Below are 22,972 nucleotides of genomic sequence, written 5' to 3'. Positions count from 1 at the left end.
AGGACTTCTTCTCATGAATTTCGAACTCACTGAAGACCAGCAATCCATCAAGGCCGCGATAGAAAAACTCTGCGAACGCTACGATGACGATTACTGGCTCGAACGCGATCGCGAAGGGGGTTTTCCCCACGACTTTCACCGCACGCTGGCGGATGCGGGCTGGCTCGGCATTGCAATGTCGCAGGACTACGGCGGCTCGGGACTTGGCATGACCGAGGCCGCGCTGATGATGCAGACCATCAGTGCGTCGGGCGCGGGTTTGTCGGGCGCCTCGGCGGTGCATATGAACATCTTCGGGCTGAATCCCGTGCAGGTGTTCGGCAGCGCGGAACAGAAGCAGCGCTTCCTCCCGCCGTTGATAGAAGGGACCGACAAGGCGTGCTTCGCCGTCACCGAACCCGATTCGGGACTCGACACCACGCGGCTTAAAACGCAGGCCGTGCGTGATGGTGACCACTACGTGCTGACGGGCCGCAAGATCTGGATATCGACGGCGCAGGTGGCGAACAAGATGTTGATCATCGCGAGGACCATGCCGCTCGATCAGGTGGCTAAGCCAACGCAAGGCCTGAGCCTTTTTTATACCGATCTTGACCGTACAAAAGTTGAAGTGCGCGAGATCGAGAAGATGGGCCGCAAGGCGGTGGATTCGAACATGCTTTTCATCGATGGCTTGCGTGTTCCCGCCGGTGACCTGATTGGCGAGGAAGGCGAGGGCTTCAAATATTTGCTGCACGGTCTGAATCCGGAGCGGATCCTGATTGCAGCGGAAGCGATCGGTCTGGGTCAGGCTGCGCTAAGGCGAGCCACGCAATATGCAAAGGAGCGCGTGGTGTTCGGGCGTCCGATTGGACAGAACCAGTCGATCCAGCATCCGCTCGCGCAGTCGTGGATGCAGCTTGAGGCAGCCAGCCTGATGGTCTTCAAGGCGGCCTCGCTGTATGACGCCGGCAAGCCGTGCGGCGCCGAAGCAAATGCCGCCAAGTATCTGGCCGCGGAAGCGGCCTTCCAGTCATGCCAGACCGCAATGGCGACGCTTGGCGGAATGGGCTACGCAAAGGAGTATCACGTCGAACGTTATTTGCGCGAGTGTATGATTCCGAGGCTCGCGCCAGTGAGTCCGCAAATGATCATGTGCTTTATTGCAGAGAAAGTGCTTGGGTTGCCTAAGTCTTACTAATGCGTACTGGCGCAAGCCGCATGGGAGCAAGCGCTTTGCATGCGCGGCCTTAAAGGTGCAGGGAACCTGCCTTAAACCAGTGGAACGAATTGCCATGGATGTCAAACTCGTTGCACGCACGCTCGACTTGTTCGAACGTTTCGCCACGGAACAGCGGCCTTTGCCGCTGACCGAACTCGCCCGGTTGATGGACGTGCCGGTATCGAGTTGCCTCGCGCTCGCCCGTACGCTGGTAAGCCGCGGGTACCTCTATGAAGTAAAAAAACGCGGCGGTTATTATCCGACCCGGCGGCTGCTGCAGCTCGCGCAAGCGATAGACGCGGTCGATCCTGTGGTGGAGATGCTGCACGCGCGGCTGGTCGCATTACGCGACGCCACCGGCGAGACCATCGTGCTCGGCAAGATTCACGATACAGCCGTGGTTTATCTCGACGTAGTGGAGTCGTTCAAGGCTATTCGCTACATCGTGAAGCCGGGTGAGCTTCGTCCCGTGCACGCCAATTCGATCGGCAAGGCGATCTTTGGCGAGCTCGCGCCGGAACAGCAACAGGCGCTGGCTGCGAAGCTCGGGTTCGAGCGGATGACCGATCGCACGACAGCGGATCTGGCAGCGCTCGTGACGCAGGCGGAGGCCGCTAAAAAACGCGGCTGGCATGTCAATCTTGGAGAGAGCGCGCCGGAGCTTTCGGCGGTGGCGATTGCGGTGTCGGTTGGTGGGGACCTGTACGGCATATCGGTGGTCGGGCCGACCGAACGGATCGAGAAGCAACAGGACGCTCATGGGGCCGAGCTTGTGCGTGTGAAGCAGGAGATCGATGCGCAAGAGAAATGAGGGGCTTTGGTTTATCCAGGCGTTCTTGATGCTGGCGTTGATACCTCTTCCCGCCCTGGATACTCTCGTCAAGGCAAGGGCAGTCTGGCATGAACCTTCTTGATTTGGTCGCTGAAGCGTACACCGGCAATGCCGGCTTGGCCGAGAGACAAGCGGCCAGTCCGGTGGGGCAGATCAAACGCAAGGTCCGGCGGCCAAGGCCCGTCAGCCGCCGAACTTTGCCATTGCCACTTTAAGTCGGCGCTCCAACCTGCCGCTTCGGATCGGCCTTCATGAATGCCGGATGCTGATCACACGCGGCCATGATCCGGTCGATAGTCGGTGCATCGGGAATCGCGATCTTGAACACACGCGTCACCGCGACAATGCTCGCGAGACAGATATCCGCCATGGTGGGTTCATCGCCATGACAGAAAGTCCCTGTTTCCGGCGCGCCCGCGAGACGCTCTTCCACTGCGGCAAGGCCCGTGCCGAGCCAGCGGATTTGCCATGCGCGCCACGCTGCATTGTCGAATCCACCGGTTTCCTGCAGATACTTTTTCACGCGCGGCACGACTAGCGGATGGGTATCGGCAGCACACATGGACGCGATGGAGCGGACCCGTGCACGGCCGTATAAATCGCTTGGCAACAAGGGCGGCGAGGGTTGAAGTTCGTCGAGGAATTCGAGGATGGCCAGCGATTGTGTCAGCGGTTCGTGCCCTTCTTCCACCAACGCCGGAATGGACCCTAGTGGACTGATTTTCAGGAATGCTGCGCTGCGTTGTTCGTCTGCGTCGAGATCGATGTACTGTTCGTGCGCGCTCAGGCCCTTCAAATTAAGGGCGACACGTACGCGAAAGGCGGCGGACGAGCGCCAGAACGCGAAGAGTTCGAATTGCACTTGCTCTGACATGAGGATCTTCCTTCGTAGTGGACGATTGGACGGTAGCGGCGACGCGGGCTAAGTCGCCGGTTCTCAACTATGCATCAAAGTGCTCCAGCCAGGGTCCACAGCTTGAATGCCAGGTATGTCAGGAAGATCGCAATCTTCACAAACACCGATGCCCGGCGAACCTGAGTTCGCCGGGCATCGACTTCCCGCTAAGCGCCAAACTTCGGCTTTGATCAGTTATGTAAGTCGAGCGAATGTGTGCCGTTAGCCTGAACACGGACACCGGATTGCGTGGAGGTGTTTCGCACGCCGCCGTAAGCGCTCGCGTCAGCATTGGTCGCTGCATTTTCCGCTGCGATGGTTTGCGCGCTTTGGCCGCGTTGCGAAGCGGGTGCGCCAACCTGCGGGTTATACGACGGTGCGGGACCATAACCGCTGCTAGCGAATGCAGGTGTTGCAAGGGCGGCGGAAACGGCAACTAACAACGATGCAATAAGGGTCTTGTTCATGATGTGCTCCGATGCGTATCAGTAACTCAGCGACTTCATTTCATGGGCTACGCAGCGGTCCTGCTGGTTGGTGTGCTGCGTCGATGGAATGGAGTATATGCGCGCACTATCGAAATATTGTACCGATAGAGGGGAATAGTGAATCCGCGCAAAACGAACAATCAGACGCAAGGAATTCGCTAAGAAAATAGGGCGTGATAACGCTAGTGAGCAAGGCTGAATCAGGCTCGAACCTAAAGAGAAAACGCTAAGCGGCTTAAGGGCATAAAGGGCCTAACCCCTTAAAGGCTTAACCACCTTGCAACGGCAGTTCCTTTAATTCCACGTCCGGCGCCATGGTATTTCCCACGGCCGCTGCAGGGACATTGACGGATGATTGCTCGAGCTGGTTGCTGCCCCTGTTCGCCAGCGCAGCGCAGTCGCCCATTGGCAAGCGCTTGACCACGGCGTATGCGACCAGCATGGCCATCGTGCCGAAGATCGCGTTGCCGGCGGCCTGTCCGATCATCACGCCCACAGGCCCATGCCGCATCCCGGCCGCAACAAACGGCACTGTGCCGATAGTCGCGCGTCCCCAGTTGAACAGCGTTGACAACAATGGCCGATCGAGATTGTTGAAGGTCGCGTTCGCCACGAACTGGCAGCCGACGAACGCGTAACTCGCCACCAGCCACGAACAGAACGCCGTGATGATGACGGCGGTGTCGCCACGCGCCGAGAACGCGCGGATCAGGCCACCCTGCGCGAGCGCCAGCACGGCCCACGCAACCGCGACCGTCAGCAGCACGAACACCAGGCTGTTGCGGACAGTTTCGCGAATCCGGTCCGCCCGCCCCGCGCCAAGATTCTGGGCAATGATCGGACCGACCGCGCCGGTCAGCGCATAGATCACCGCGAAGGCCACGGGCGTGATGCGGTCTATGGTAGCTTGCCCCGCCACGGCTGCCGCACCGAAACGGGCCATTGCGTGCGTCACGTAGGCGCTTGCAACGGGCGTGGCGAGGTTGGTCAGCACGGCAGGCAGCGCGACCTTCATGACCGGCTGGCTGTTGGACCATAAGCGTGCAAAGCGGACGCGGGCAATGAGATCGTTGACCCGGGTCGCGCCATACAGACCGACGAGTGCGAGCGCGAGACGTGCTATATCGTTCGATATGGCCGCACCCGTCAGCCCAAGATGAAAACCGAAGATCAGGATCGGATCAAGAACCGCGGTCACGACTGCCGCGGTCAGCGTGACGGTCATCGCCCGGCGGGCATCGCCGACAGAACGCATCAGCGCGGCCGTGCACATGCCGATGGCGAGGAACACGTACGTGGGCGTGGTGATCAGCAGGAAACCTCGGGTCAGCATGCGTGTCTCGCCGACCGCTCCGAGCGCGTTGAGGATCGGGTCGAGGAAGAGCAGCGTGGCGGCGCTCAGGGCGAGGGTGATGAGGATCATCAGCACGAGACTAGCCGACGCCACTTGCCGCGCCTTGGTCCGCTGGCCCGCACCGAGAAGCCGGGCGACGGTTGCGCTGACGCCGATCGTCATGCCAATGGAAATGGCGGTGTGGAAGAAGTTGATGGTCCCGGCAAATCCGACCGCCGCGGCAACCGACGTGTCGCCGAGCAGCGATACATAGAAGAGATTGGCCAGATCGACGGCGAACACGGCCATCAATCCTATCGCCCCGGTTCCTGCCATGACCACGACATGCCGCAAGGTCGAGCCGTGTACGAAGCGAGCGGAGTCAACGTGGCGTTTTGATGTCATGGCGGAGCATGGGGTGGGGGTGAGCGAATCATCGCATGAATGATCCCGCTCACACTCCACAAGGTCATCACCATGATCTGGGACGAATCAAGCGTCAAGCGTCAAGCGTCAAGCGTCGGCACTGCGAGAGGCCTTCGCGGCATGGGCGCCACCCCAGAGCGATCCCGGATTGATCAGGTCGGGATAAAGGCTGAGCATCCGATCGTAGAGTTCCAGAGCGGTGTGTGTTTCATTATCGAGGCGAATGAAATCCTCGATATATTTCCGCGTCTCCTGGATGTGCCGCACGGCGTTGTCCGGCTCAATTGGACCGTGGCCAACCACTACGGCACGCGGGTTAAGCGCCTCGATCTTATCAATTGCGGCGAGCCAGTCGCGCAGCCCCCGCCGGTCTGATTCGGCGAGGTACGGATGCGTGCCGTTGTAGATGGCATCGCCCGCGATCACGAGGCCAATCGAGGGCACATGGAGGCAGGTGGTGTGGTCAGTATCGGTGTGGCCAATATCGATCGGGACAATCTTGTGACCTTCAAGGTCGAATGTCGCGTCACCCAGTCGTTCGGCAGAGATGAGATCCGGGGGAATGTGACCCGGAAATCGTCTGCGCCAGCGCTCGACGGCTTCGGGCGCGAGCGCGGCCTGCATTGCGTCAACCACCTGTGCGGGCGCGATCGCCCGCGCCTCCGGAAAGCGGTCGCGCAACAGTTTCAGCCCAAAGAAATGATCGGGATGGGCGTGGGTGATGTAGATCGTGCGCAGGCGCTTGCCAGACGCGGCAATCCAGTCAGCGAGTTCCCCCGTTTGCGCCTCCGAGAGGAAAGTGTCAACCAGCAGGGCATCCCGTTCACCGTGAATCAGCGTGGTCGTGTTCGCTACCCATTTCAGTTCGTCCTTGCCCGGCGGTGTGCCTTGCGTCGCGCTGGCGCGCCGACGGATGAACAGCTTCCATTGCAGGGGTTGGTTGCTTTCAGATGTCTCGGTCATTGATCTTGGCTCAGATGTCGACGGAACCAGAACGTTGCCGCGGCGCTCGCGACAGCGAACTGCCCCAGGTAGGGATCGAAATGTCCGCCGTCGATCGTGACGAGCTTCTTAGGCTCAAGCGCCTGCTCGTAAGCGCGCAATTCGAGGTCGGTCAGCGTAATGTGATCGGCCAGGGCGACGATCATCAGCAGCGGCGTTGGGGACACGCGGGCTATCCAGGCACCCGGCTCGTACATCCGGGCAAGACGGCCCGAGCGGACCGTCACCTCGTTCGTCCAGGCATCCGGTGGCAACGGCTGGAGATAGAACGAAATGGCGTCTCTCGATCGATACGATGCTGGCACCAAAGGATTGTCGCCGACAACTTGCTGCCGGCGGGCCGGCTCGCCGTGAAACTGCGCCCGCTCATCGTCATCGAAGAGGTCTTCCAGCGCGGTGAGCGCATCGGGCGGCACCCGACGCAGTCCCTGCTGATAGCCGCTGATCGTCGGTACCTGCGCGACAACGGCTCGGATCCGGCGGTCGGTCGCAGCGAGGACGAGCACGTGGCCGCCGGCATAACTCGTGCCCCAGACTCCGATCCTGTCCGCGTCGACCTCGGGCAGGGATTCGAGGAAGGAGATGGCCCGTCGCCAGTCGGCGATCTGGCGCCAGGGGTCGATATCGTGTCGGATTGCGCCGTCGCTTGAGCCGAAGTTTCGATGATCGTGTACGAGCACGACAAACCCGGCCTCGGCGAAGGCTCGCGCGAAACGCTCGAGTCCATGCTCCTTCACACCTGCATAGCCATGCGCCATTGAGATGGCCGGATGGCGGGCAGCCGTGTTCTCTGGAATGAATAGCCACCCGCGGAGGCGATCGCCACCCTCTGCCTCGAATTCAATATCGCGCCGTTCGAACATCATCCCCTCCGTGGTGAAACGCCTGCAGTTGGGATCATCTGTCCATCCCGGGCGTCGAGCCACTGACGAATGTTGTGGACCGTCTCTTGATAGAAACGTGCATAAAGGCTACGCGAGACGTAGCCGATATGCGGCGTCGCCAGCAGGTTCGCCTGGCTACGAAACGGATGATCGGAGGGCAACGGCTCCTGGTCAAAGACGTCGATCGCGGCGCCAGCGATCTTGCCACTCCGCAATGCCGCGAGCAGATCGGCCTCGACCACGATCGGGCCACGAGAAGTGTTCACCAGCCGCGCCGTGGGCTTCATGAGCGCAAGTTCCTCAGCGCTCACGAGCCCCTGTGTCCGACCGCTGAGCACGAGGTGCACGGTAACGATATCCGCTCGCCGGAACAGTTCCTCCCTGGTGACCAGGGCGGCGCCCGCCTCCGCGGCATGGTCGGCTGTCAGGTTCTGGCTCCATGCGATCACTTCCATGCCGAACGCCTTGCCGATCCGCGCCACTGCGCCTCCGACATTCCCGAGACCCAGAACTCCAAGCGTGCGTCCGGCGAGATCATCGCCGACAAAGCGCTGCCAGCCCCCGGCGCGCAGCGAACCGTTTTCTGCGACAAGGTTGCGCGCGCTCGCCAGGATGAGCGCCCACGTCAGTTCGATCGTTGGGGCGGAGCTATAACCGGTATGCATGACGTCGACGCCCCGCTCTGCGGCGGCCTTAACGTCGATCGACGCATTCCGCAGGGCCGTCGAGGCGATCAGACGGAGTCTTGGCAGACGCTCGATAATCGCCCGCGTCATCGGCGTGCGCTCACGCATCGCACAGACGATTTCGAAGGGCTGGAGGCGGGCAACGACAGCGTCTGGATCTGCCACGTGGTCATTGAATACGGTGATGGTCGCGCGCCTGTCAAGCCCCGACCAGTCCGCCATGAGAAGGGCGACATCCTGGTAATCGTCGAGGATGGCGATCCTGACGGGTCCGGATCTATTCGGCATGGGCGACTCCACCGACCACCCCGAATTGAACAGGCACAATTTCGTGCGTATCTTGGGACATCTGTTACTCCTTGAGCGTAGTCAGGAATCCTTGTAAACGACATGCAGATATCGACCGGCAAGCGTGCTTCGCAGCCCCGTTAGCGTGAGACGGGTACATCACCTCTCGATAGCTTCCGACTGTGCCTGCCGCAGTCTTCATCAGATGTCGACATAATCAATACCTGTCAGAACGCCCAAATGAGCAACAGTGGTGAAATGCGATTCTTGCTTCGTATCGATGTCCAGCTCACGCACATTGCCGCCCAGATCGGTCACAAATGCCCGACGCCCGCGTGCATCCAGAGACACGCCAATTCCCTCTTTCAGACCGCGGGCAAGCACGTGGCGATCAGCTAGTCCAGACGCCGTGATTCGTGCGCGATTCAGTGTGTTTCCGTCATGCGTATCGTCACCACGATCTGTCCAGTAAAGCATGGCGTCACGGTGGTCGATATCCAGATCGATTGGTTCGGGTAGATCGGCGAGCATGCATTCAATGTCCGGGCGCTGATCGGGTTTGGCGCCGGGCGGCAGTTCAATACCCGCTCTGAAGATGCGGCCCTCTCCAGCATCAGGCGCGCCCTTTTGCGTCCAATAGATGTGTCCGTTTGCCCTGTCTAATGCGATACCTACGCAGTGACGGGTCTCGTCGCCCGTATCCTGGGGGAAATTCCCAGTGCGGACGAGTTCCGTCACCTCCGTGCCGGCCAGCCGTGCGCGCATCACTCGCATGCCTTCGCGATCGCACCAATAAAGGTGACCGCCGTCCTTGTCGAGCGCGAGTTCCTTGGGCGTGCCGGCCATACCGGAAGGCACCAGCACACGATGCCCGGTTCCGTCGAGCCTGGCGCTTTCGATCGTGCCGTCGTTCGGGGGAACTGCGCCGGAAGCCGGATCGCCGTCGACCAGATGGATGCCGCTTCCCATGTTGGTCCAGTAGACCACCTGGTTTTCTGCATCGACCTTGATGCCATCAGGCGTGCGCGTGAGGTTCGCGACCACGACCTTGTGTGAACCGTCCGGTGATAGAGCGATGATCGCTGGTGGGCGCGCCTGTAAAACATACAACGTACCGCCATTCTTCGTAGCCACAGTAGGTACCCTCCGTCAGGTTTCAATAGCCGCCGTCGTACTGGCGGGGCCTATCCGTAGATCCGCCGTTGCCGAATGGATTCCCCTATTCGACCCTGTGCGTTACGGAAGAGCCGCCCCACAGGATCTGACCGACCGCTCCGGCAGAGATCATTCCGTCGATATCCGCCGCGTCATAACCCAGTCCCAGGAGAATTTCCATTGCATCGGCCCCCGGTGCCGGAGCGGCCGCTAGTTCAGGCAGGGGTCGGCCATCGAAGTGAAACCATGTGGGCTGGAGATTCAGGGCGGGAAGCATGCCAGCGTCGGTCTTGAAAGCGATGTCGGCACAAGGGGCAGTTCGATGTCGAGCCTTGAGTTCGGCGATTGATTGCACAGGTGCAGCAATGATCTCAGCGGACCTGGCGGCAGCCAGCGCCTCCGGCACCGTTAGTCCGGAAATCCCGCGAATATCGGCATTGGCCGGCTCGACGCAAATCCAGCCGTCCTTCACCCTCCGCAAGCAATCCGCCGTTCCTACCGACGCGGGCGCTACCTGGAACGAGAGCTGGAGGAAACTCACGGCGCTAGCAAGCGACGTGTCGACCCAGTCGCCGCCACCTTCGGGACGCCGCTCGCGGGCGACGAGAGCGACGACCGCTCCGAAAGCTGCGATGTACCCTGTGAGATAGTCGACGCAGGAAGCTAGCCCATGCAATTCGGGGGCGTCGCAAGAGCCGAATCTGGCCATGATGCCGGTCGCGGCCTGCAAGATCGGGTCGTAACCAGGGTAGTCATCGTGGCTGCTCGGCCGCTCTCCTTTGAAGGCGCTGAGCTGGACGGCTATGGCATCGGGATTGATCCGGGCGAGACCGGCTCGTTCAAGACCCAACCGCTCCATAACGGGATCGAGTTTATTGAACACGAGCAAATCAGCTTGGGCAACCAACCGTCCGAGAATCTCTCGCCCATTTTCTTGGTGCAGATTGAGAAGAATGCTGCGCTTCCCCTGGGAGAGTTCGCCCGGCCAGACTACGGTTACCAACGCCACGTGCTCGGGCTGCGTGGAATCCACTTTGATGACCTCGGCGCCGAGTTCGGCCAGCATTCGGCCGCAAGACGGCCCGGCAATGACATTTGCGAGGTCGACGACGCGCATACCAGCCAGGGGAGCAGCCGATTTTGCCGATACCGTTGCAGTTGGCAATTGCGAAGCCGGGAACGAAGTCTGTCCGGTTGTGCAGGTATGGAGAGGCGGATACGGTTGTGCGGAAGCCAGCCGAACGACACGCCCAAGCTGCGGCCAGTCGCATCCGCCAACTGTCTCGACGATTCCGGATTGCCTCGTATGATCCGAAGCGCGCCATTCGTCGAAATCGCGAACCATAGCACATGGAATGTCGTCCTCGCCAAGGGTCCGTTCCCACTCTTCGGCCGGCTTGCGGGCTACTGCGGCAGCAATCAGTTCAGCCAATTTTGCGCGAAGCGGTAAACGCAGATTCTGCGCCACGGCGATATTGTGATCGGCAAATTCGGCGTTAGCTGGATCATAGATCGGCAGGTCGACCACTCCCAAAGCCTGCATGTTTTCCCAGATCCCAAGTTTCTCGAGCAGTCGACGGGCGTAGTGACGATGAATGACGCTGAGGAACATGACCTGGCGACCGTCAGCGGAAGGGTAGCAAGCAAACAAGGGATTCATCTGCCGTTTGAGCCATTCGAAATATGCTTTGTCGGCACGAGCCTTGTCCGCGTGCGCCTCCAGTTCGGGAGGCAACGAAATGAGAGGGTCGGCCTTCAGGTGCTCAGGAATGCCGGCAACCTCAAGCGCCAGCGCTCCGACAGCAGACAGGCCGGCGGCCAGACGCGAAATGACGATGTCCCGGCCGGCACCAAACCGGATGCGATCCACCAGAGCCGCTCCGACCGCCGTCGCACCGAGGACTCCGGCATAGATTGAGCACAGCTGCAAAGGGGTGTAAAGGACGTCGTCACCGACCAGCTTTCGCGTAATCGCCAAATCGGTATAGAAGCCGATGATCGCCTTGAGGATGTCGTCACCGACGCTGTCCGGGAATGGATAAGCGGCCTCGCCGGGAAGAACCGCTGTCATTGCGAGACGAATTTGCCCGTGAATTCTTTCACAGGCGTCAATGTCGTCGCGGATGACAACGTCGGCCTCCGCTGACGAAGCTGGCTCCGTTCCGGCATGGATATGCTTGCCCCGGTCCAGGTACACGTCCAGGGGCGCGGGCTCGCCTCCCTCACGGCGAACCACTACGGTTGCACCTTGATCCGCCAGCAGCAGGCCCACTAACCTGGCTGCCAACCCCGTCCCGTATTCCACGACAGAGATTCCCGACAAAGGTAAAAGCGACATGGATATTCCTATGAATTTACTCAGTAAAGTTAACTATCTGCTTTGCCGATATCGGGCGGAGGTTCCTTAAAGTAACGCGGGCGGCGGGATGCCATAGGAGACGACGTCAGCAGAGAGCAACGTCTACGACGGCCCTGCTTATCTGTTCGCGCAGCAAGGTGAGATAGCCGTCGAGTGCGCGCTCGTACGGACACTCAAAACAAGCGATGACCCTATGGCGTTTCATGATCGCTGCGCCTCTCACGTTTGCCGATCAGAGCCCATATGTAAGAGTAGATACCCGGCAACGCCATCGCCTCCTGTCGCGCTGAAAAGTCCTGAAATCTTCTGATATCAAATCGCGACTCCATGGGCGCGAAATGTGGCGGATGCAAGCAACAGCAAGGCGGAGCCCCGGTATAAGGCAATCGCGAGACATGGCAGTCTCTTAAAAACATTTACTTTTTTATGCGTCTACATTGACCTAGATTCATTGACATCGGATTGTGTCCAACACGCACATCCTCGCGGACCTTAGGCTCGATTTAAGTAAGGTCGAACGCATAGGTTCAGCCTCAAACTATCGGAGCGCAACGGCGCCCACGGAGAATCCAAATGCAAAACCTGGAAAACAAGACCGCGCTTGTCACTGGTGCAGCCAGTGGTATTGGCAAGGCTATTGCACTTCGACTCGCTAGTGCGGGCGCGGCCGTGGCGGTCGCTGACCTGAACCGTACCGCCGCTGGCGCCGTCGTCACCGAAATCGCAGCAACGGGTCGCCGCGCAGTCGCTGTAGAAATGGACGTCGCTGACGAGAAGGCCGTCGAGCAGGGCTTCGCTGGTGCGCGTGCCGAGCTCGGTCCGATCGACATTCTCGTGTCGAATGCGGGTATCCAGATCGTCAATCCTATCGAATCGTTCGCGTTCGCCGATTGGAGAAAGATGATGGGCATTCATCTGGACGGCGCCTTCCTCACAACGCGGGCCGCCCTGACCGACATGTATCGCGATAATCGTGGAGGCGTAGTGATTTATATCGGCTCCGTGCATTCGCACGAGGCGTCGCCGCTCAAATCGGCTTACGTGACCGCCAAGCATGGGTTGCTGGGTCTTTCACGCGTCCTTGCGAAAGAAGGGGCGGCGCACAACGTGCGTTCGCATGTCGTCTGTCCAGGCTTCGTGAGGACGCCGCTCGTCGAGAAGCAAATCCCCGAACAAGCACGCGAGTTGGGCATAAGCGAAGACGAGGTTGTCCGGAAAGTCATGCTTGGACAGACGGTCGACGGCGTATTCACAACTGCCGCCGACGTTGCACAGACAGTAGAATTTCTCGCTTCATTCCCAAGCGCCGCGCTGACCGGGCAGTCATTCGTGGTCAGTCACGGATGGTTCATGCAGTGACAGGCTCGGGAGGCCGGGTTATGCGCAGGCACGTCCGACTTCAGTTACGTTCCGGTGAACGCCAGCAGCGCGCGACTCTGAAGCCGTTCCACTATCGCAACCGGTGCTCCCATCACTGGTGATTTACTCATATTCAGGAGCAGATTTTCCCAAGAACAGCTCTTATTCTCAAGCGTCCGCTTATCTAGACTTGAATCACTGACTCACGAGCAGGGCTGTTCGTGGCAGAACTAAATAAAGTCTGGAGGTAATTATCATGAAATCGCTTATTCAAGCTGCTGTCGTTGCCGTTGCCCTTGCTGCTCCGGTTGCTGTGTTCGCTCAATCGAATGCCCCTTTGACTCGTGCTCAGGTGCGCGCCGAGCTCGTCCAGCTGGAGAAGGCTGGATATCAGCCCGGCCAAGGTGATAACGTAAGTTATCCGGCGCAGATTCAGGCTGCTGAGGCCAGGGTCGCTGCACAAAACGGCGCGACAGACGTCGGTGGCGTTGCGAGTGGTTCGTCGGACGCGGGACGCCCGGCAGTATCGAAGGCCGACTGGAACGCAATGTACAACCGTCCTTGATTCGGCAATCCGGTGGCGCCCAAATTTTGATCACAATATCAGCGCTCCCGGTAACACCTCGGGTCTGCTTTGCAACGGCGGGAAAGGTCTCTTCCCGCTGTTTTGATTAACGCGAGGTTATCGGGGAAATCATATCGCTACCGGCTTCCCATCCTCCACCGAGTGCCTCGAAGAGGTCCACTTGGCTCATTGCCAGAATGAGTTTGCTCTCGGTCAATATTCTGATGTCAGGCCGCAGCGCCTCTGGCGCGCAATGAGAGCGTGAGAGGGGAGTCGAACGGTTCATACGTCGCTGGCAGTGTTGAATCCGTCAGGACGAACTGAACCGGTGGTTTTCCAGTAGCTTTCCATAGCCGTTCGAGGCTAGCCCTGCAACGCGCCTCCCACGCCACGAACCCGTGACGCCGTGCGACGTTCAAAGCGTCGAGGAGTATGCATTCGGACAGGTGCGAGGTGCTGTCGGACTCGCGTCGTAAAAGCATGATCTCCGCTTCGGCTCGCAGCAGTTCTACCCAGGAAAAGAGGTCGTTCACAGCTGCTGCCCTTGCCATGGCGCGGGCGAGCAACGCGTCCGCATCGCGGGTTCTGCCAAATCTCGCCAACGCGATTGCGGTTTCAGCCAGGAACACCGTCAGCACGACGCAATACTGCGCATCGCCCATTTTCTCCAACGAAGGGGCGATGCTGGTGTCATACGATTCGACCTGCCCCTGGCGCAGCGCAATCAAACCTCGCCACATTTCCGCGCGCGGCTTAAATGCCCACACTTGTCGGGCGGTGTCGGAGAGCATCTGCGCCGCCTGGTTGAGCCATGCATCGTCGCTGCGCAGCAATGCTGTCGGACATACTGCCTCGCTCAACACGTAGCAGATCGATGGCGCGTGACCCAGTGCGTGCGCGTCCTCGAGTACTCGCCGCGCCGTTAGTTCAGCTTCATCGTCGCGGCCGAGAAACGCCTGTGCCTGCGCAAGCACGGAGCCGGTTGCGCTGTGTTCGTCAAAAAGGAAACGGATACGCTCGGCGCGGCTGGCATGGTCGTCCGGTATTTTGATCGACTCCAGTTCGGTGAGTGCATCATTGAGTTCCCCAAGGTACAGACGAGCCATTCCGGACATCCTGCGCGCCACGGTCCGGTCGCCGGGCCAGCGGGACTTCCCGGCAACTTCCGTGAAGCTCGTCGCTAGAGCAAGCATCCGCGCATACTGCCCATGCAGCCATGCATGAGTCCAGCAGCCCCATGAGGCCCACAACTGATACTCAATATCACTAGTCTCCTGGGCGAGTGCCAACGCAGTGTCAAACGGCTCGCCAGTCTGAGCCCCTACACTTTGAAACAGCAGGCATGCGCCTCGCGCCGTCTGCAGCTTCATCTCCCATTCGACTACCGGCAAATTCAACCGGGCTTGGACGGGGAGTCGGGCTAACGCGTCGAGAGCTCTGTCCAGGCGGGAGAGACACTCCGCGAACAACGCAAGTTGCATGGACGGGGTAATACTGGCCACGGTGAGTTCAATGGCGATAACCGTCGTCCCGTCTGTTGAAAAACCCCATTCGACAGCGGAGCGAAGATCGTCCAGATAAAACCCGAACGTGCGGCTCCAGTCGATCTCCTTGCGTTCTCTAGCGGACCTCTCGGCCGTCCGGAAAGTGTCCAGAACATGCCGGGCGTGACGTACCAGCCAGTCGTTGCTCGTACCGCTTTCAACGAGACGGTCATACGCATACGCGCGGATCGTGTGGAGCAGACGGTAGTGCATCCGCGGTAGATTGGGAATGGCACATAAAAGCGACTTGTCGACGAGTTCGGCGATAGCCGTTGTCACCTCGTGCTGAGGTACGTCGGTGCCGCCGACCATCCGCTGCGCCGAGTCCAGCGTGAATTTCCCCGCGAACAGACTTAACCGGGCCAGTATCGTCTGTAGCCGTGGCGGCAGAAGCGCGTAGCTCCAGTCCACCGTCGCGCGCAATGTCTGCTGGCGTGGAAGCGCGGTCCGCGCCCCGTTTCGGAGGATCTGAAACCGGTCGTCGAGGCGGTCGGCCACGCCTTGAATGCCAAGAGCGGCAGTGCAGGCGGCAGCGAGCTCGATCGCCAGCGGGATACCATCCAGCTGGCGGCAAATACGAGCGATGAGTGGCATGCATGCGTCAATTCCTGCATCCAGCCGCAAGCCGGTTCGTTCAAGAAACAGTTCGATCGCGCCGAAGCGCGCGACGTCTTGTTCCCCGTCGTGCGAGGGCATGTCGAGCGACGGCACGTGGTAGACATACTCGCCTGCGATCCTCAACGCCTCCCGGCTTGTGGCGATGATGGTTGAGGCCGGCACCTGCAGCAGCGTCTCGACGAGCTGAGCCGCGCTTTCGATCAAGTGTTCGCAATTGTCAACGACGATAAGGAGATGCCGATCATGAAGGTGGAGCGCAATCTGTTCGAAGTCTCGCGTTCCCTCTCCCGATGGAAAACCGAATGCGCCAGCCACAGTGGCCGAAAGATAGTCACCCGATGCGGTCGCCGCCAGTTCCACAAAAGCAATACCATCGGCAAAGTTCACCGACAGCCGGCGCGCCGCTTCGATCGCGAGCCTCGTCTTGCCAACTCCACCTGCGCCGACGAGGGTGACAAGCCGGTGCGACTGGATCAGATCCACGACTTCTGTGAGATGTGCCTCGCGGCCGATGAGGCGCGATACATGGGCGGGAAGCCCTTTGCAGCGCAGTCCGATTGCGTTTGTCGGCGACGTGGGCGTCGGGTCTGGACCGAGCGACGCGTCAATGCCCAGATCTCCGACGAATTGATAACCGCGTCCGGCAATGGTCCGGATCGCATCACGATCGTTTTGCAGCGCGCGCCGCAACAGCGATACCTGACCTTCGAGCGTGTTCTCGCCGACAACTCTTCGCGGCCAGACCACCTCCATGATCTGTTCCTTGCTGACGACAGCGCCACGCTGCTCGATGAGCAACACGAGAAGGTCAAACGCGCGGTCTCCAACGCTGACGGGCACTCCCTCATGGCTCAACTCGCGACGCCCGGGGTTAACGGTCGTCGCGCCGAAGCGAAACAGGGTGGCAGGTTGAGGCGGCCTGACCATGAAGCGTTCTCCGGGCAGCGCGGGCTCTGAAGAGTCAAGCCGCACAAAGGATACGGCGCCACTTACTTCCCTCGTCAATTCCTTCGCAATGGTTACGTCGGAACAATGCCAGCCCAACTGAGGAGAAAGGCACAGTAGCACCAGGAACATATTCCTAGAACGAGCGGATGACATGTAGAGTCGCCGCTCGATGACACGCAAGAGAAACTGCTGGTGCAACGCGCCGATGGTCAGCTATCTGCCGTAGCCGGAAGTGCTAACAAGTCCGGTCCGCACGCTGCCAGTCGCATCTGGATTTTGCCGAAGACTCGTTTCAATACATCAAGATGCTTCATGACTACGCCAACCGTCATTCATCCCTGAATATGGTATCACCAACCAAGCGCATGCACGACCAGCTGTCCGCTCGGCAGGCAATGGACGTGGAGCACATTCCGTAATTCCCTGAAGGCTGAAAGACGGATGTAACCTCACCCCCATGCATCATCGCGCGACAGCTTGACCTCAGACGTTCGCGTTGAGGAAGCAACTGAACCTTGACCTGTGGGCATCCGTTTTGATGTGAACAGATCGCCGCAACCATGCGGTTTAGACTCATCCCGAAGCACGTACGCCTCGCAATCTCCCAGAGGGGCGTACAGGTTACGGGTACCTTTGGTCTCAACCTCTTCGACAAGCGCGGATATTCGACTTCGGGTATGGCGCGCCCTCAACAGACAGCCCTGTCTTCATGAAGTGCTTACCGCTCATACCTGCGGCGTCGCTCGCGCTCTTCGACTTGCAAGCTCCGGTCCCGTGGCCGCGGAGACGCCGCAGGACAGAGCCAGAAGATTTCAGGACTTTTCAGCGTCCCAAGAGGAGATGGCGCGGCCGGGCCGCTATTCTCAATATCATGTTCCACACGACCGGCATGTCAGAGCAGTGGCGATCCCGAAGTGCCGTGCAGCGATTGTCGGGTTTGGAAATGGAAAGTCTTTCCCGCCAATGCTTTTAGGAGAACTCAGATGAAAATTGATAAAGTCCTTTACCGTGCGCATGCCCAAGCGACGGGAGGCCGCGACGGCCGAGCAGTCGTACCCGAAAGCAATCTCGTTTTCAAGTTGACCACACCGCGTGAGCTTGGTGGCCCAGGTGGCGAAGGCGCTAACCCTGAACAACCATTTGCGGCTGGCTTCAGCGCCTGTTTTCTCGGGGCATTGAAATTCGTCGCTGCGCAGAACAAGATCGCAATCCCAGCTGACGCATCCATAGAAGGTAGCGTAGGTATCGGTGCTGTTCCAACCGGCTTTGGCATCGAAGTTGAACTGGAGATTTCGCTACCTGGTATGCCACGCGAAGCAACTCGGTCTCTTATCCAGAAGGCCGAGGTTGTTTGCCCGTATGCGAACGCGACGCGCGGCAACATCGACGTCACGTTCACCCTCGTCTAGAAACGCGTGGAGTTAAGCCCGAACTAACTCCTCCACAAGAGATCTCCCGGTTCAATAGTGGGTTCGGGCGGCAATTCCCCAGATGGTTGGATCTCCGTCGCTCGAAAAAAACACCGTCTCATATGAACACGTCAAATCCCTAGCGGAATATCTACGGGTGCGTCGGGCTCGAGAGGGTTCATGGAAACTCTGTAAAGGAAAAATGACATGAACAAGCTTTACATGGTTGCTGCGCTTGCAGCTACGTTGACGACAAGCGCCCTGCAGATTGCCTCGGCGCAATCCGCACCCAAGACTGGCATCAAGAACGTGGTTCTGGTACACGGTGCATTTGCCGATGGGTCCGGCTGGGAGGCCGTCGCCCGGATTCTCGCGAAGGATGGCTATACGGTGTCTGTACCGCAACCCCCGGAGACCTCCTACGCAGATGATGTGAAGTATGCGAAGGCAGCGGTCGATGCTATGGACGGACCGGTGGTCCTCGTTGGCCACAGCTACGGCGGGGCCATCATTACCGAGGCGGGCAACGATCCGAAGGTTGCTGCACTCGTCTACATCGCCGCCTTTGCAGCCGATGCCGGTGAGAGCTGCGCTTCGATTGAACAGGCCATGCCGCAAGCGTCCAAGGCATTCAAGGCGGACAGCAACGGCAACTGGTGGATAGATCCTGCGCATTTTGCGGCCGACTTCGCGGCGGACGTCCCGCCCGCCGTGTCCCGCTTCATGGCCCAGTCGCAAGTACCAATCTCCACCGACTCGTTCACCAGCAAGATTACGACCCCTGCATGGAAGAACAAGCCTACCTGGTACATGGTGGCCACCGAAGATCGGTCGATCAACCCGGACAACGAGCGCAGGATGGCCAAGCGCGCGAATGCCACTACTGTCGAGGTGAAAGCAAGCCATGCCGCGTACCTGTCTCACCCGAGGGAAACGGCCAAACTCATCGAGGAAGCTGCTAACTCCGCGTTGGTGAAGTAAATGCACCATCACCACGAAGGTTGAAGCTGTCTCCCGAAAATGGTGTAGCAGAACATTCTCTTGAGCGCTTCATGGGTGAAGATGGAGCGTACGCATCGAACGCACAAGCGCCTCGAATCATGTAGCCAGGCGATTGCGCGTTCAACGCCCTGACAGCTGGCGAATCGTGGTTTGCGATAACGGTCCCTCTGGCCCACGTTATTGGGGCTTCTTATCTGAGAGGTACGCCGACATGGAAGAAGTCAATCCGTGGAGCCAAGTAGTCTCGCTTTTGTCGCACCTCTCCGGCGGAGAAGATAACGCTGGCGGGGAGTCGTGGAGAATCGTCCAAACGCGAGGCACACGTACTGGACACAAAGAAATGCCCGGCGAGGCGCATCAAGCTATGTCGCATCCAGACTCCCGAAACAGGGTTACGGCTATCGAGCGGCAGGACGATGTAAGCGCATTGATTTCATGGTGCGATCCCACGATGTGTCACTACGTCGACCAGGTCTGGCGCCAAATCGTGGCTCGCAGCAACGGTTACTGCGCATTGACCGGCAAACCTATCCGAAGAGGGGACGCTGTCTTTATGCCGAGCGTGCGCGGTCGACCTCGTCCCGCCAACCATGACGAAATGATCCTTGCCACCGAGCTCGAGCGGACAGGTTGACGTATTCGTGTCATGCATGGGTCTCGCCCGCAACTGGGCGGGCCTATCAAGTCGCTCGGAAGCCAGATCAGCTCACTTCTCAGCATGCGTTTCGGGCATCCAATCGAGCAAGTGAGAACTCCTGCTGACACGTCCAGCGGGAATATGACGGAGCTTGGGTAACGCTGTTCAACCGCATGCCGCATCGATGCAGGTTCAATTGAGGAATGGATTTGACATGGACATATTGCACAACATGCGAGTGTTCACTCGCGTCGTCGACGCGGGTAGTTTTACGGCGGCTGCATCAAGCATGGATATCACCTCGGGACAAGCGTCGCGGGCCGTCTCCGAGCTGGAAACGCATGTTCAAGCTCGTTTGCTGAACCGGACTACGCGCCGTATAGCGCTGACGGATACCGGAGCACGTTACTTCGGAAAGTGCCAACATATACTGGAGTCCGTCGATCAGGCCGAAGCCGAAGCTCGGGATGCCTTTTTCCGTCCTTCAGGAAAGCTTCGAGTGCACGCGATGGGTAGCTTTAGCCAGCACTATGTCGTTCCGGCGGTCGGTCGATATCAGCAACTCTATCCGGATGTGCGTATAGAGCTTACGATAAATCAGCGCATGCCCGATCTTCTTGAGGAGGGGTACGACGTTTCTCTGGTCGCATCGACACGGCTGGAGGACTCTGGCCTGATTTCTCAGCGACTGGGAACCGCTTTCAGTATCGTCTGCGCCTCCCCGGAGTATCTCGCGAAGCACGGTGTTCCGCAGTGCCCTGCGGACCTCGTCGGTCATATCGGTCTGCAAATCGAAACGCCGGTCTATCGATCGAATTTGTGGAGCTTGCGTCGAATGGACGACGTGGAAAACATCGAATTAGGGCTGCCAATATTCAAGGTCAACGTGGCAGATGCCATGGTCGTCGCCGTCAAGACCGGACTTGGAATCGGCTTGCTTCCCGTTTATACGGCAATGGATGGTCTGTCATCCGGAGAACTGAAGCGGATTCTGCCCGACTACGTGTCTCAGGAAATGGACATATTCGCAATGTATCTTTCCCGCGAGTTTCTTGACGCAAAAATTCGAACGTGGATCGATTTTCTACGTGAGGAAATTCCGAAGAGGCTCTCGGACGATGTTGGGAAGCTCCGCTACGGGTTGTGATGCGATCGACGACGGAACACGTGCCAGCGCCGCCGGGCCCACTTCACCGAGTCGGCCGTAGCTTGAGAGCTCTTTGGTGAAGCAGGGGCATACAGCGTCAAACACCTTCAATAGCTATGGCAGTAGCTTCGCCGCCGCCGAGGCAAAGACTGGCGATGCCGCGTTTGAGCCCGCGTGCACGCAATGCATGAATTAGAGTCACGATGATACGGGCGCCAGATGCGCCGATGGGATGCCCAAGCGCACAGGCGCCGCCATTCACGTTGACCTTGTCGTGCGACAGATCGAGTTCGCGCATCGCCGCCATCACAGCTACCGCGAATGCTTCGTTGAACTCGAACAGGTCGACGTCCCGCAGATTCCAGCCAGTCTTGTCCGACAGCTTACGCACCGCACCAATAGGCGCTGTAGCAAAGAGGCTGGGCTTATCGGAATACGTAGCGTGCGCGACGATCATGGCCTTCGGTGTCAAGCCACGCCGCGCGGCCTCCGAGCGGCGCATCAATACCAATGCTGCTGCACCGTCCGAAATCGACGATGAGTTCGCTGCTGTCACCGTGCCACCGTCCCGGAATGCAGGCTTGAGGAGCGGGATCTTGTCACGCTTTGCTTTACCCGGCTGCTCGTCGACTGCGACCACGGTATCCGTCTTGCCCGCTCGCACGGTCACGGGTGCAATCTCCTCCCTGAAACTGCCGTCGGCGATGGCACGTTGCGCGCGCGTGAGCGATGTGATCGCGAATGCATCCTGTGCCTCACGTGTGAACTGAAAAGTTGCCGCGCAATCTTCGGCAAACGTGCCCATCAACCGACCCTTGTCGTACGCATCCTCGAGTCCGTCGAGTGCCATGTGGTCAAGCACCTGACCGTGGCCCATCCGGTAACCGCCGCGTGCCTTGGGCAGTAGATACGGTGCCTGCGTCATACTCTCCATGCCACCCGCGACTATCACATCCGCCGAATCCGCCAGCAGCAGATCGTGCGCCAGCATCACCGCCTTCATACCGGAACCGCACATCTTGTTGACCGTCGTCGCGCCTGCGGATAGTGGCAACCCCGCCTTAAGCGCTGCCTGCCGCGCCGGTGCCTGACCTTGGCCCGCTGGCAGTACGCAGCCAAAAATAATTTCATCGAGCTGCTCTGCCGGCACGCCAGCACGCTCAACCGCGGCGCGAATCGACACCGCGCCGAGATCGCTTGCACTGGCAGCCGTCAGATCACCCTGAAAGCCGCCCATCGGAGTGCGCGCTGCACTAACAATAACAATTGGATCGTTTGTCGTCATGATTCCGTTACCTCCAGTGTCAACGCGGTGCGATGCGCACGCGCAATTAAGACAGATTCTTTCGTTGTTTGGCATCGCGCTCTCTGCGATATCGCGCACAGGCGCCGCAAACTCCTCCGTCTACCTAGCGGCCATACGCATAGCGCCGTCGAGGCGGATGACCTCGCCGTTCAGGTATTCGTTCAAGAGGACGTGTTCCACCAGAGTGGCGTATTCCGCTGGCTTACCCATTCGGGCTGGAAACGGCACCGCTTTGCCCAACTCGACCTGTACCTCAGGGGGCATGCTGAGCAGCATCGGGGTTTCCATGATGCCTGGAGCAATTGTCATGACGCGGATGCCGTAGCGGGAGAGTTCTCGCGCAAGCGGTAACGTCATCGCGACTACGCCGCCCTTGGACGCGGCGTAGGCTGTTTGCCCCACCTGCCCTTCAAACGCGGCTACCGACGCTGTGCAGATGATGACGCCGCGCTCACCGGAGGCTTCTTGCGGGGAAGCGCTCATCATTTCCGCAGCAATGCGGATCATGTTGAAACTGCCAATCAGATTGACATTGATCGTCCGGGCGAACGAGTCCAGCTTGTGCGTTCCCTCACGGCCGATGACCTTTTCGGCGGGAGCAACGCCTGCACAATTGACGAGTCCCCGGAGGAGCCCCATCTCCATGGCCGCCGCGAAGGTTGCCCTCGCGCTCTGTTCGCTAGCGACGTCGGTGACAACGAATCGAGCATTGGACCCGAGCTTTTTGGCGACGACCTCACCCGCGTCGGGGTTGATATCCGCCACGACGACCTTGCCGCCCCGTCCGACGATCATGTTCGCAGTGGCTGCCCCCAAGCCAGAACCAGCCCCAGTCACTACAAAAACGTTGTCTTTGATCTGCACGTCCACTTCCTTTCAGAGGATACG

The 22,972-nt window shown here is 59.4% G+C and carries 19 protein-coding genes; 8 read left to right on the top strand and 11 right to left on the bottom strand.

The genetic code is table 11. The features are described from left to right. Positions 1-13: 13 nt before the first annotated feature. Complete coding sequence (locus AWB69_RS06045) at positions 14-1,180, top strand: acyl-CoA dehydrogenase family protein (RefSeq protein WP_062083223.1); 1,167 nt, start codon at positions 14-16, stop codon at positions 1,178-1,180. A gap of 94 nt (positions 1,181-1,274) precedes the next feature. Next, positions 1,275-2,012 carry an IclR family transcriptional regulator gene (locus AWB69_RS06040; RefSeq protein WP_062083221.1) on the top strand — a complete coding sequence of 246 codons (738 nt, stop codon included), beginning with the start codon at positions 1,275-1,277 and terminating at the stop codon, positions 2,010-2,012. 232 nt (positions 2,013-2,244) lie between these two features. On the opposite strand, the gene maiA is transcribed toward AWB69_RS06040, so the two are convergent. The 8 genes from maiA to AWB69_RS06000 form a co-directional block, all read right to left on the bottom strand. Further along, positions 2,245-2,907 carry a maleylacetoacetate isomerase gene (gene maiA / locus AWB69_RS06035; RefSeq protein WP_062083219.1) on the bottom strand — a complete coding sequence of 221 codons (663 nt, stop codon included), beginning with the start codon at positions 2,905-2,907 and terminating at the stop codon, positions 2,245-2,247. 212 nt (positions 2,908-3,119) lie between these two features. Then, the gene (locus AWB69_RS06030; RefSeq protein WP_062083217.1) at positions 3,120-3,395 is read right to left on the bottom strand and encodes a hypothetical protein; all 276 of its coding nucleotides are present in this window, start codon (positions 3,393-3,395) and stop codon (positions 3,120-3,122) included. Between the two features lie 289 nt (positions 3,396-3,684). Next, positions 3,685-5,154, bottom strand: coding sequence for an MATE family efflux transporter (locus AWB69_RS06025; protein WP_062083215.1), 1,470 nt, complete (start codon positions 5,152-5,154; stop codon positions 3,685-3,687). Positions 5,155-5,262: 108 nt separating this feature from the next. Beyond that, positions 5,263-6,138, bottom strand: a complete 876-nt coding sequence (locus AWB69_RS06020; RefSeq protein WP_062083213.1) for an MBL fold metallo-hydrolase — start codon at positions 6,136-6,138, stop codon at positions 5,263-5,265. Beyond that, the gene (locus tag AWB69_RS06015) at positions 6,135-7,040 is read right to left on the bottom strand and encodes an alpha/beta hydrolase (protein WP_062083211.1); all 906 of its coding nucleotides are present in this window, start codon (positions 7,038-7,040) and stop codon (positions 6,135-6,137) included. The genes AWB69_RS06020 and AWB69_RS06015 overlap by 4 nt, the downstream gene beginning before the upstream one ends. Then, positions 7,040-8,035: a D-2-hydroxyacid dehydrogenase family protein gene (locus tag AWB69_RS06010; RefSeq protein ID WP_062083209.1), complete on the bottom strand. Its 996-nt coding sequence runs from the start codon at positions 8,033-8,035 to the stop codon at positions 7,040-7,042. The genes AWB69_RS06015 and AWB69_RS06010 overlap by 1 nt, the downstream gene beginning before the upstream one ends. 201 nt (positions 8,036-8,236) lie before the next feature. Next, positions 8,237-9,169, bottom strand: coding sequence for an SMP-30/gluconolactonase/LRE family protein (locus AWB69_RS06005; RefSeq protein ID WP_062083207.1), 933 nt, complete (start codon positions 9,167-9,169; stop codon positions 8,237-8,239). A gap of 85 nt (positions 9,170-9,254) precedes the next feature. Then, positions 9,255-11,528: a CoA transferase gene (locus tag AWB69_RS06000; RefSeq protein WP_082913275.1), complete on the bottom strand. Its 2,274-nt coding sequence runs from the start codon at positions 11,526-11,528 to the stop codon at positions 9,255-9,257. A 594-nt stretch (positions 11,529-12,122) separates the two neighbouring features. On the opposite strand from AWB69_RS06000, the gene AWB69_RS05995 reads away from it, so the two are divergent. Next, the gene (locus AWB69_RS05995) at positions 12,123-12,908 is read left to right on the top strand and encodes a 3-hydroxybutyrate dehydrogenase (RefSeq protein ID WP_062083202.1); all 786 of its coding nucleotides are present in this window, start codon (positions 12,123-12,125) and stop codon (positions 12,906-12,908) included. A gap of 256 nt (positions 12,909-13,164) precedes the next feature. After that, positions 13,165-13,473, top strand: coding sequence for a DUF4148 domain-containing protein (locus AWB69_RS05990; protein WP_062083200.1), 309 nt, complete (start codon positions 13,165-13,167; stop codon positions 13,471-13,473). A gap of 227 nt (positions 13,474-13,700) precedes the next feature. Here AWB69_RS05990 and AWB69_RS05985 read toward each other — a convergent pair whose 3' ends face one another. After that, the gene (locus AWB69_RS05985; RefSeq protein WP_062083198.1) at positions 13,701-16,562 is read right to left on the bottom strand and encodes an ATP-binding protein; all 2,862 of its coding nucleotides are present in this window, start codon (positions 16,560-16,562) and stop codon (positions 13,701-13,703) included. Between the two features lie 1,004 nt (positions 16,563-17,566). On the opposite strand from AWB69_RS05985, the gene AWB69_RS05980 reads away from it, so the two are divergent. The 4 genes from AWB69_RS05980 (at position 17,567) to AWB69_RS05970 (ending at position 20,778) form a co-directional block, all read left to right on the top strand. Next, a complete protein-coding gene (locus tag AWB69_RS05980) occupies positions 17,567-17,992 on the top strand; it encodes an organic hydroperoxide resistance protein (RefSeq protein WP_062083196.1) in 426 nt (141 codons plus the stop codon). A gap of 207 nt (positions 17,993-18,199) precedes the next feature. Next, entirely contained in the window at positions 18,200-18,973 is a 774-nt protein-coding gene (locus tag AWB69_RS05975; protein WP_062083194.1) for an alpha/beta fold hydrolase, read from the top strand. A 232-nt stretch (positions 18,974-19,205) separates the two neighbouring features. Beyond that, a complete protein-coding gene (locus AWB69_RS50710; protein WP_075643866.1) occupies positions 19,206-19,628 on the top strand; it encodes a DUF3331 domain-containing protein in 423 nt (140 codons plus the stop codon). Positions 19,629-19,845: 217 nt separating this feature from the next. Beyond that, on the top strand, positions 19,846-20,778 hold the full coding sequence (locus AWB69_RS05970) for a LysR family transcriptional regulator (protein WP_062083372.1): 933 nt from the start codon (positions 19,846-19,848) through the stop codon (positions 20,776-20,778). Positions 20,779-20,875: 97 nt separating this feature from the next. Here AWB69_RS05970 and AWB69_RS05965 read toward each other — a convergent pair whose 3' ends face one another. Continuing rightward, the gene (locus tag AWB69_RS05965) at positions 20,876-22,063 is read right to left on the bottom strand and encodes an acetyl-CoA C-acyltransferase (RefSeq protein WP_062083192.1); all 1,188 of its coding nucleotides are present in this window, start codon (positions 22,061-22,063) and stop codon (positions 20,876-20,878) included. 120 nt (positions 22,064-22,183) lie between these two features. Then, positions 22,184-22,948: an SDR family NAD(P)-dependent oxidoreductase gene (locus AWB69_RS05960; RefSeq protein WP_062083190.1), complete on the bottom strand. Its 765-nt coding sequence runs from the start codon at positions 22,946-22,948 to the stop codon at positions 22,184-22,186. Between the last annotated feature and the right edge of the window lie 24 nt (positions 22,949-22,972).

It is taken from the genome of Caballeronia udeis, from assembly GCF_001544555.2.
GTDB classification, from domain to species: Bacteria; Pseudomonadota; Gammaproteobacteria; order Burkholderiales; family Burkholderiaceae; genus Caballeronia; species Caballeronia udeis.
The sequence above is the reverse complement of the archived record's forward strand: the minus strand, read 5'-3'. Positions and strand labels throughout refer to the sequence as shown.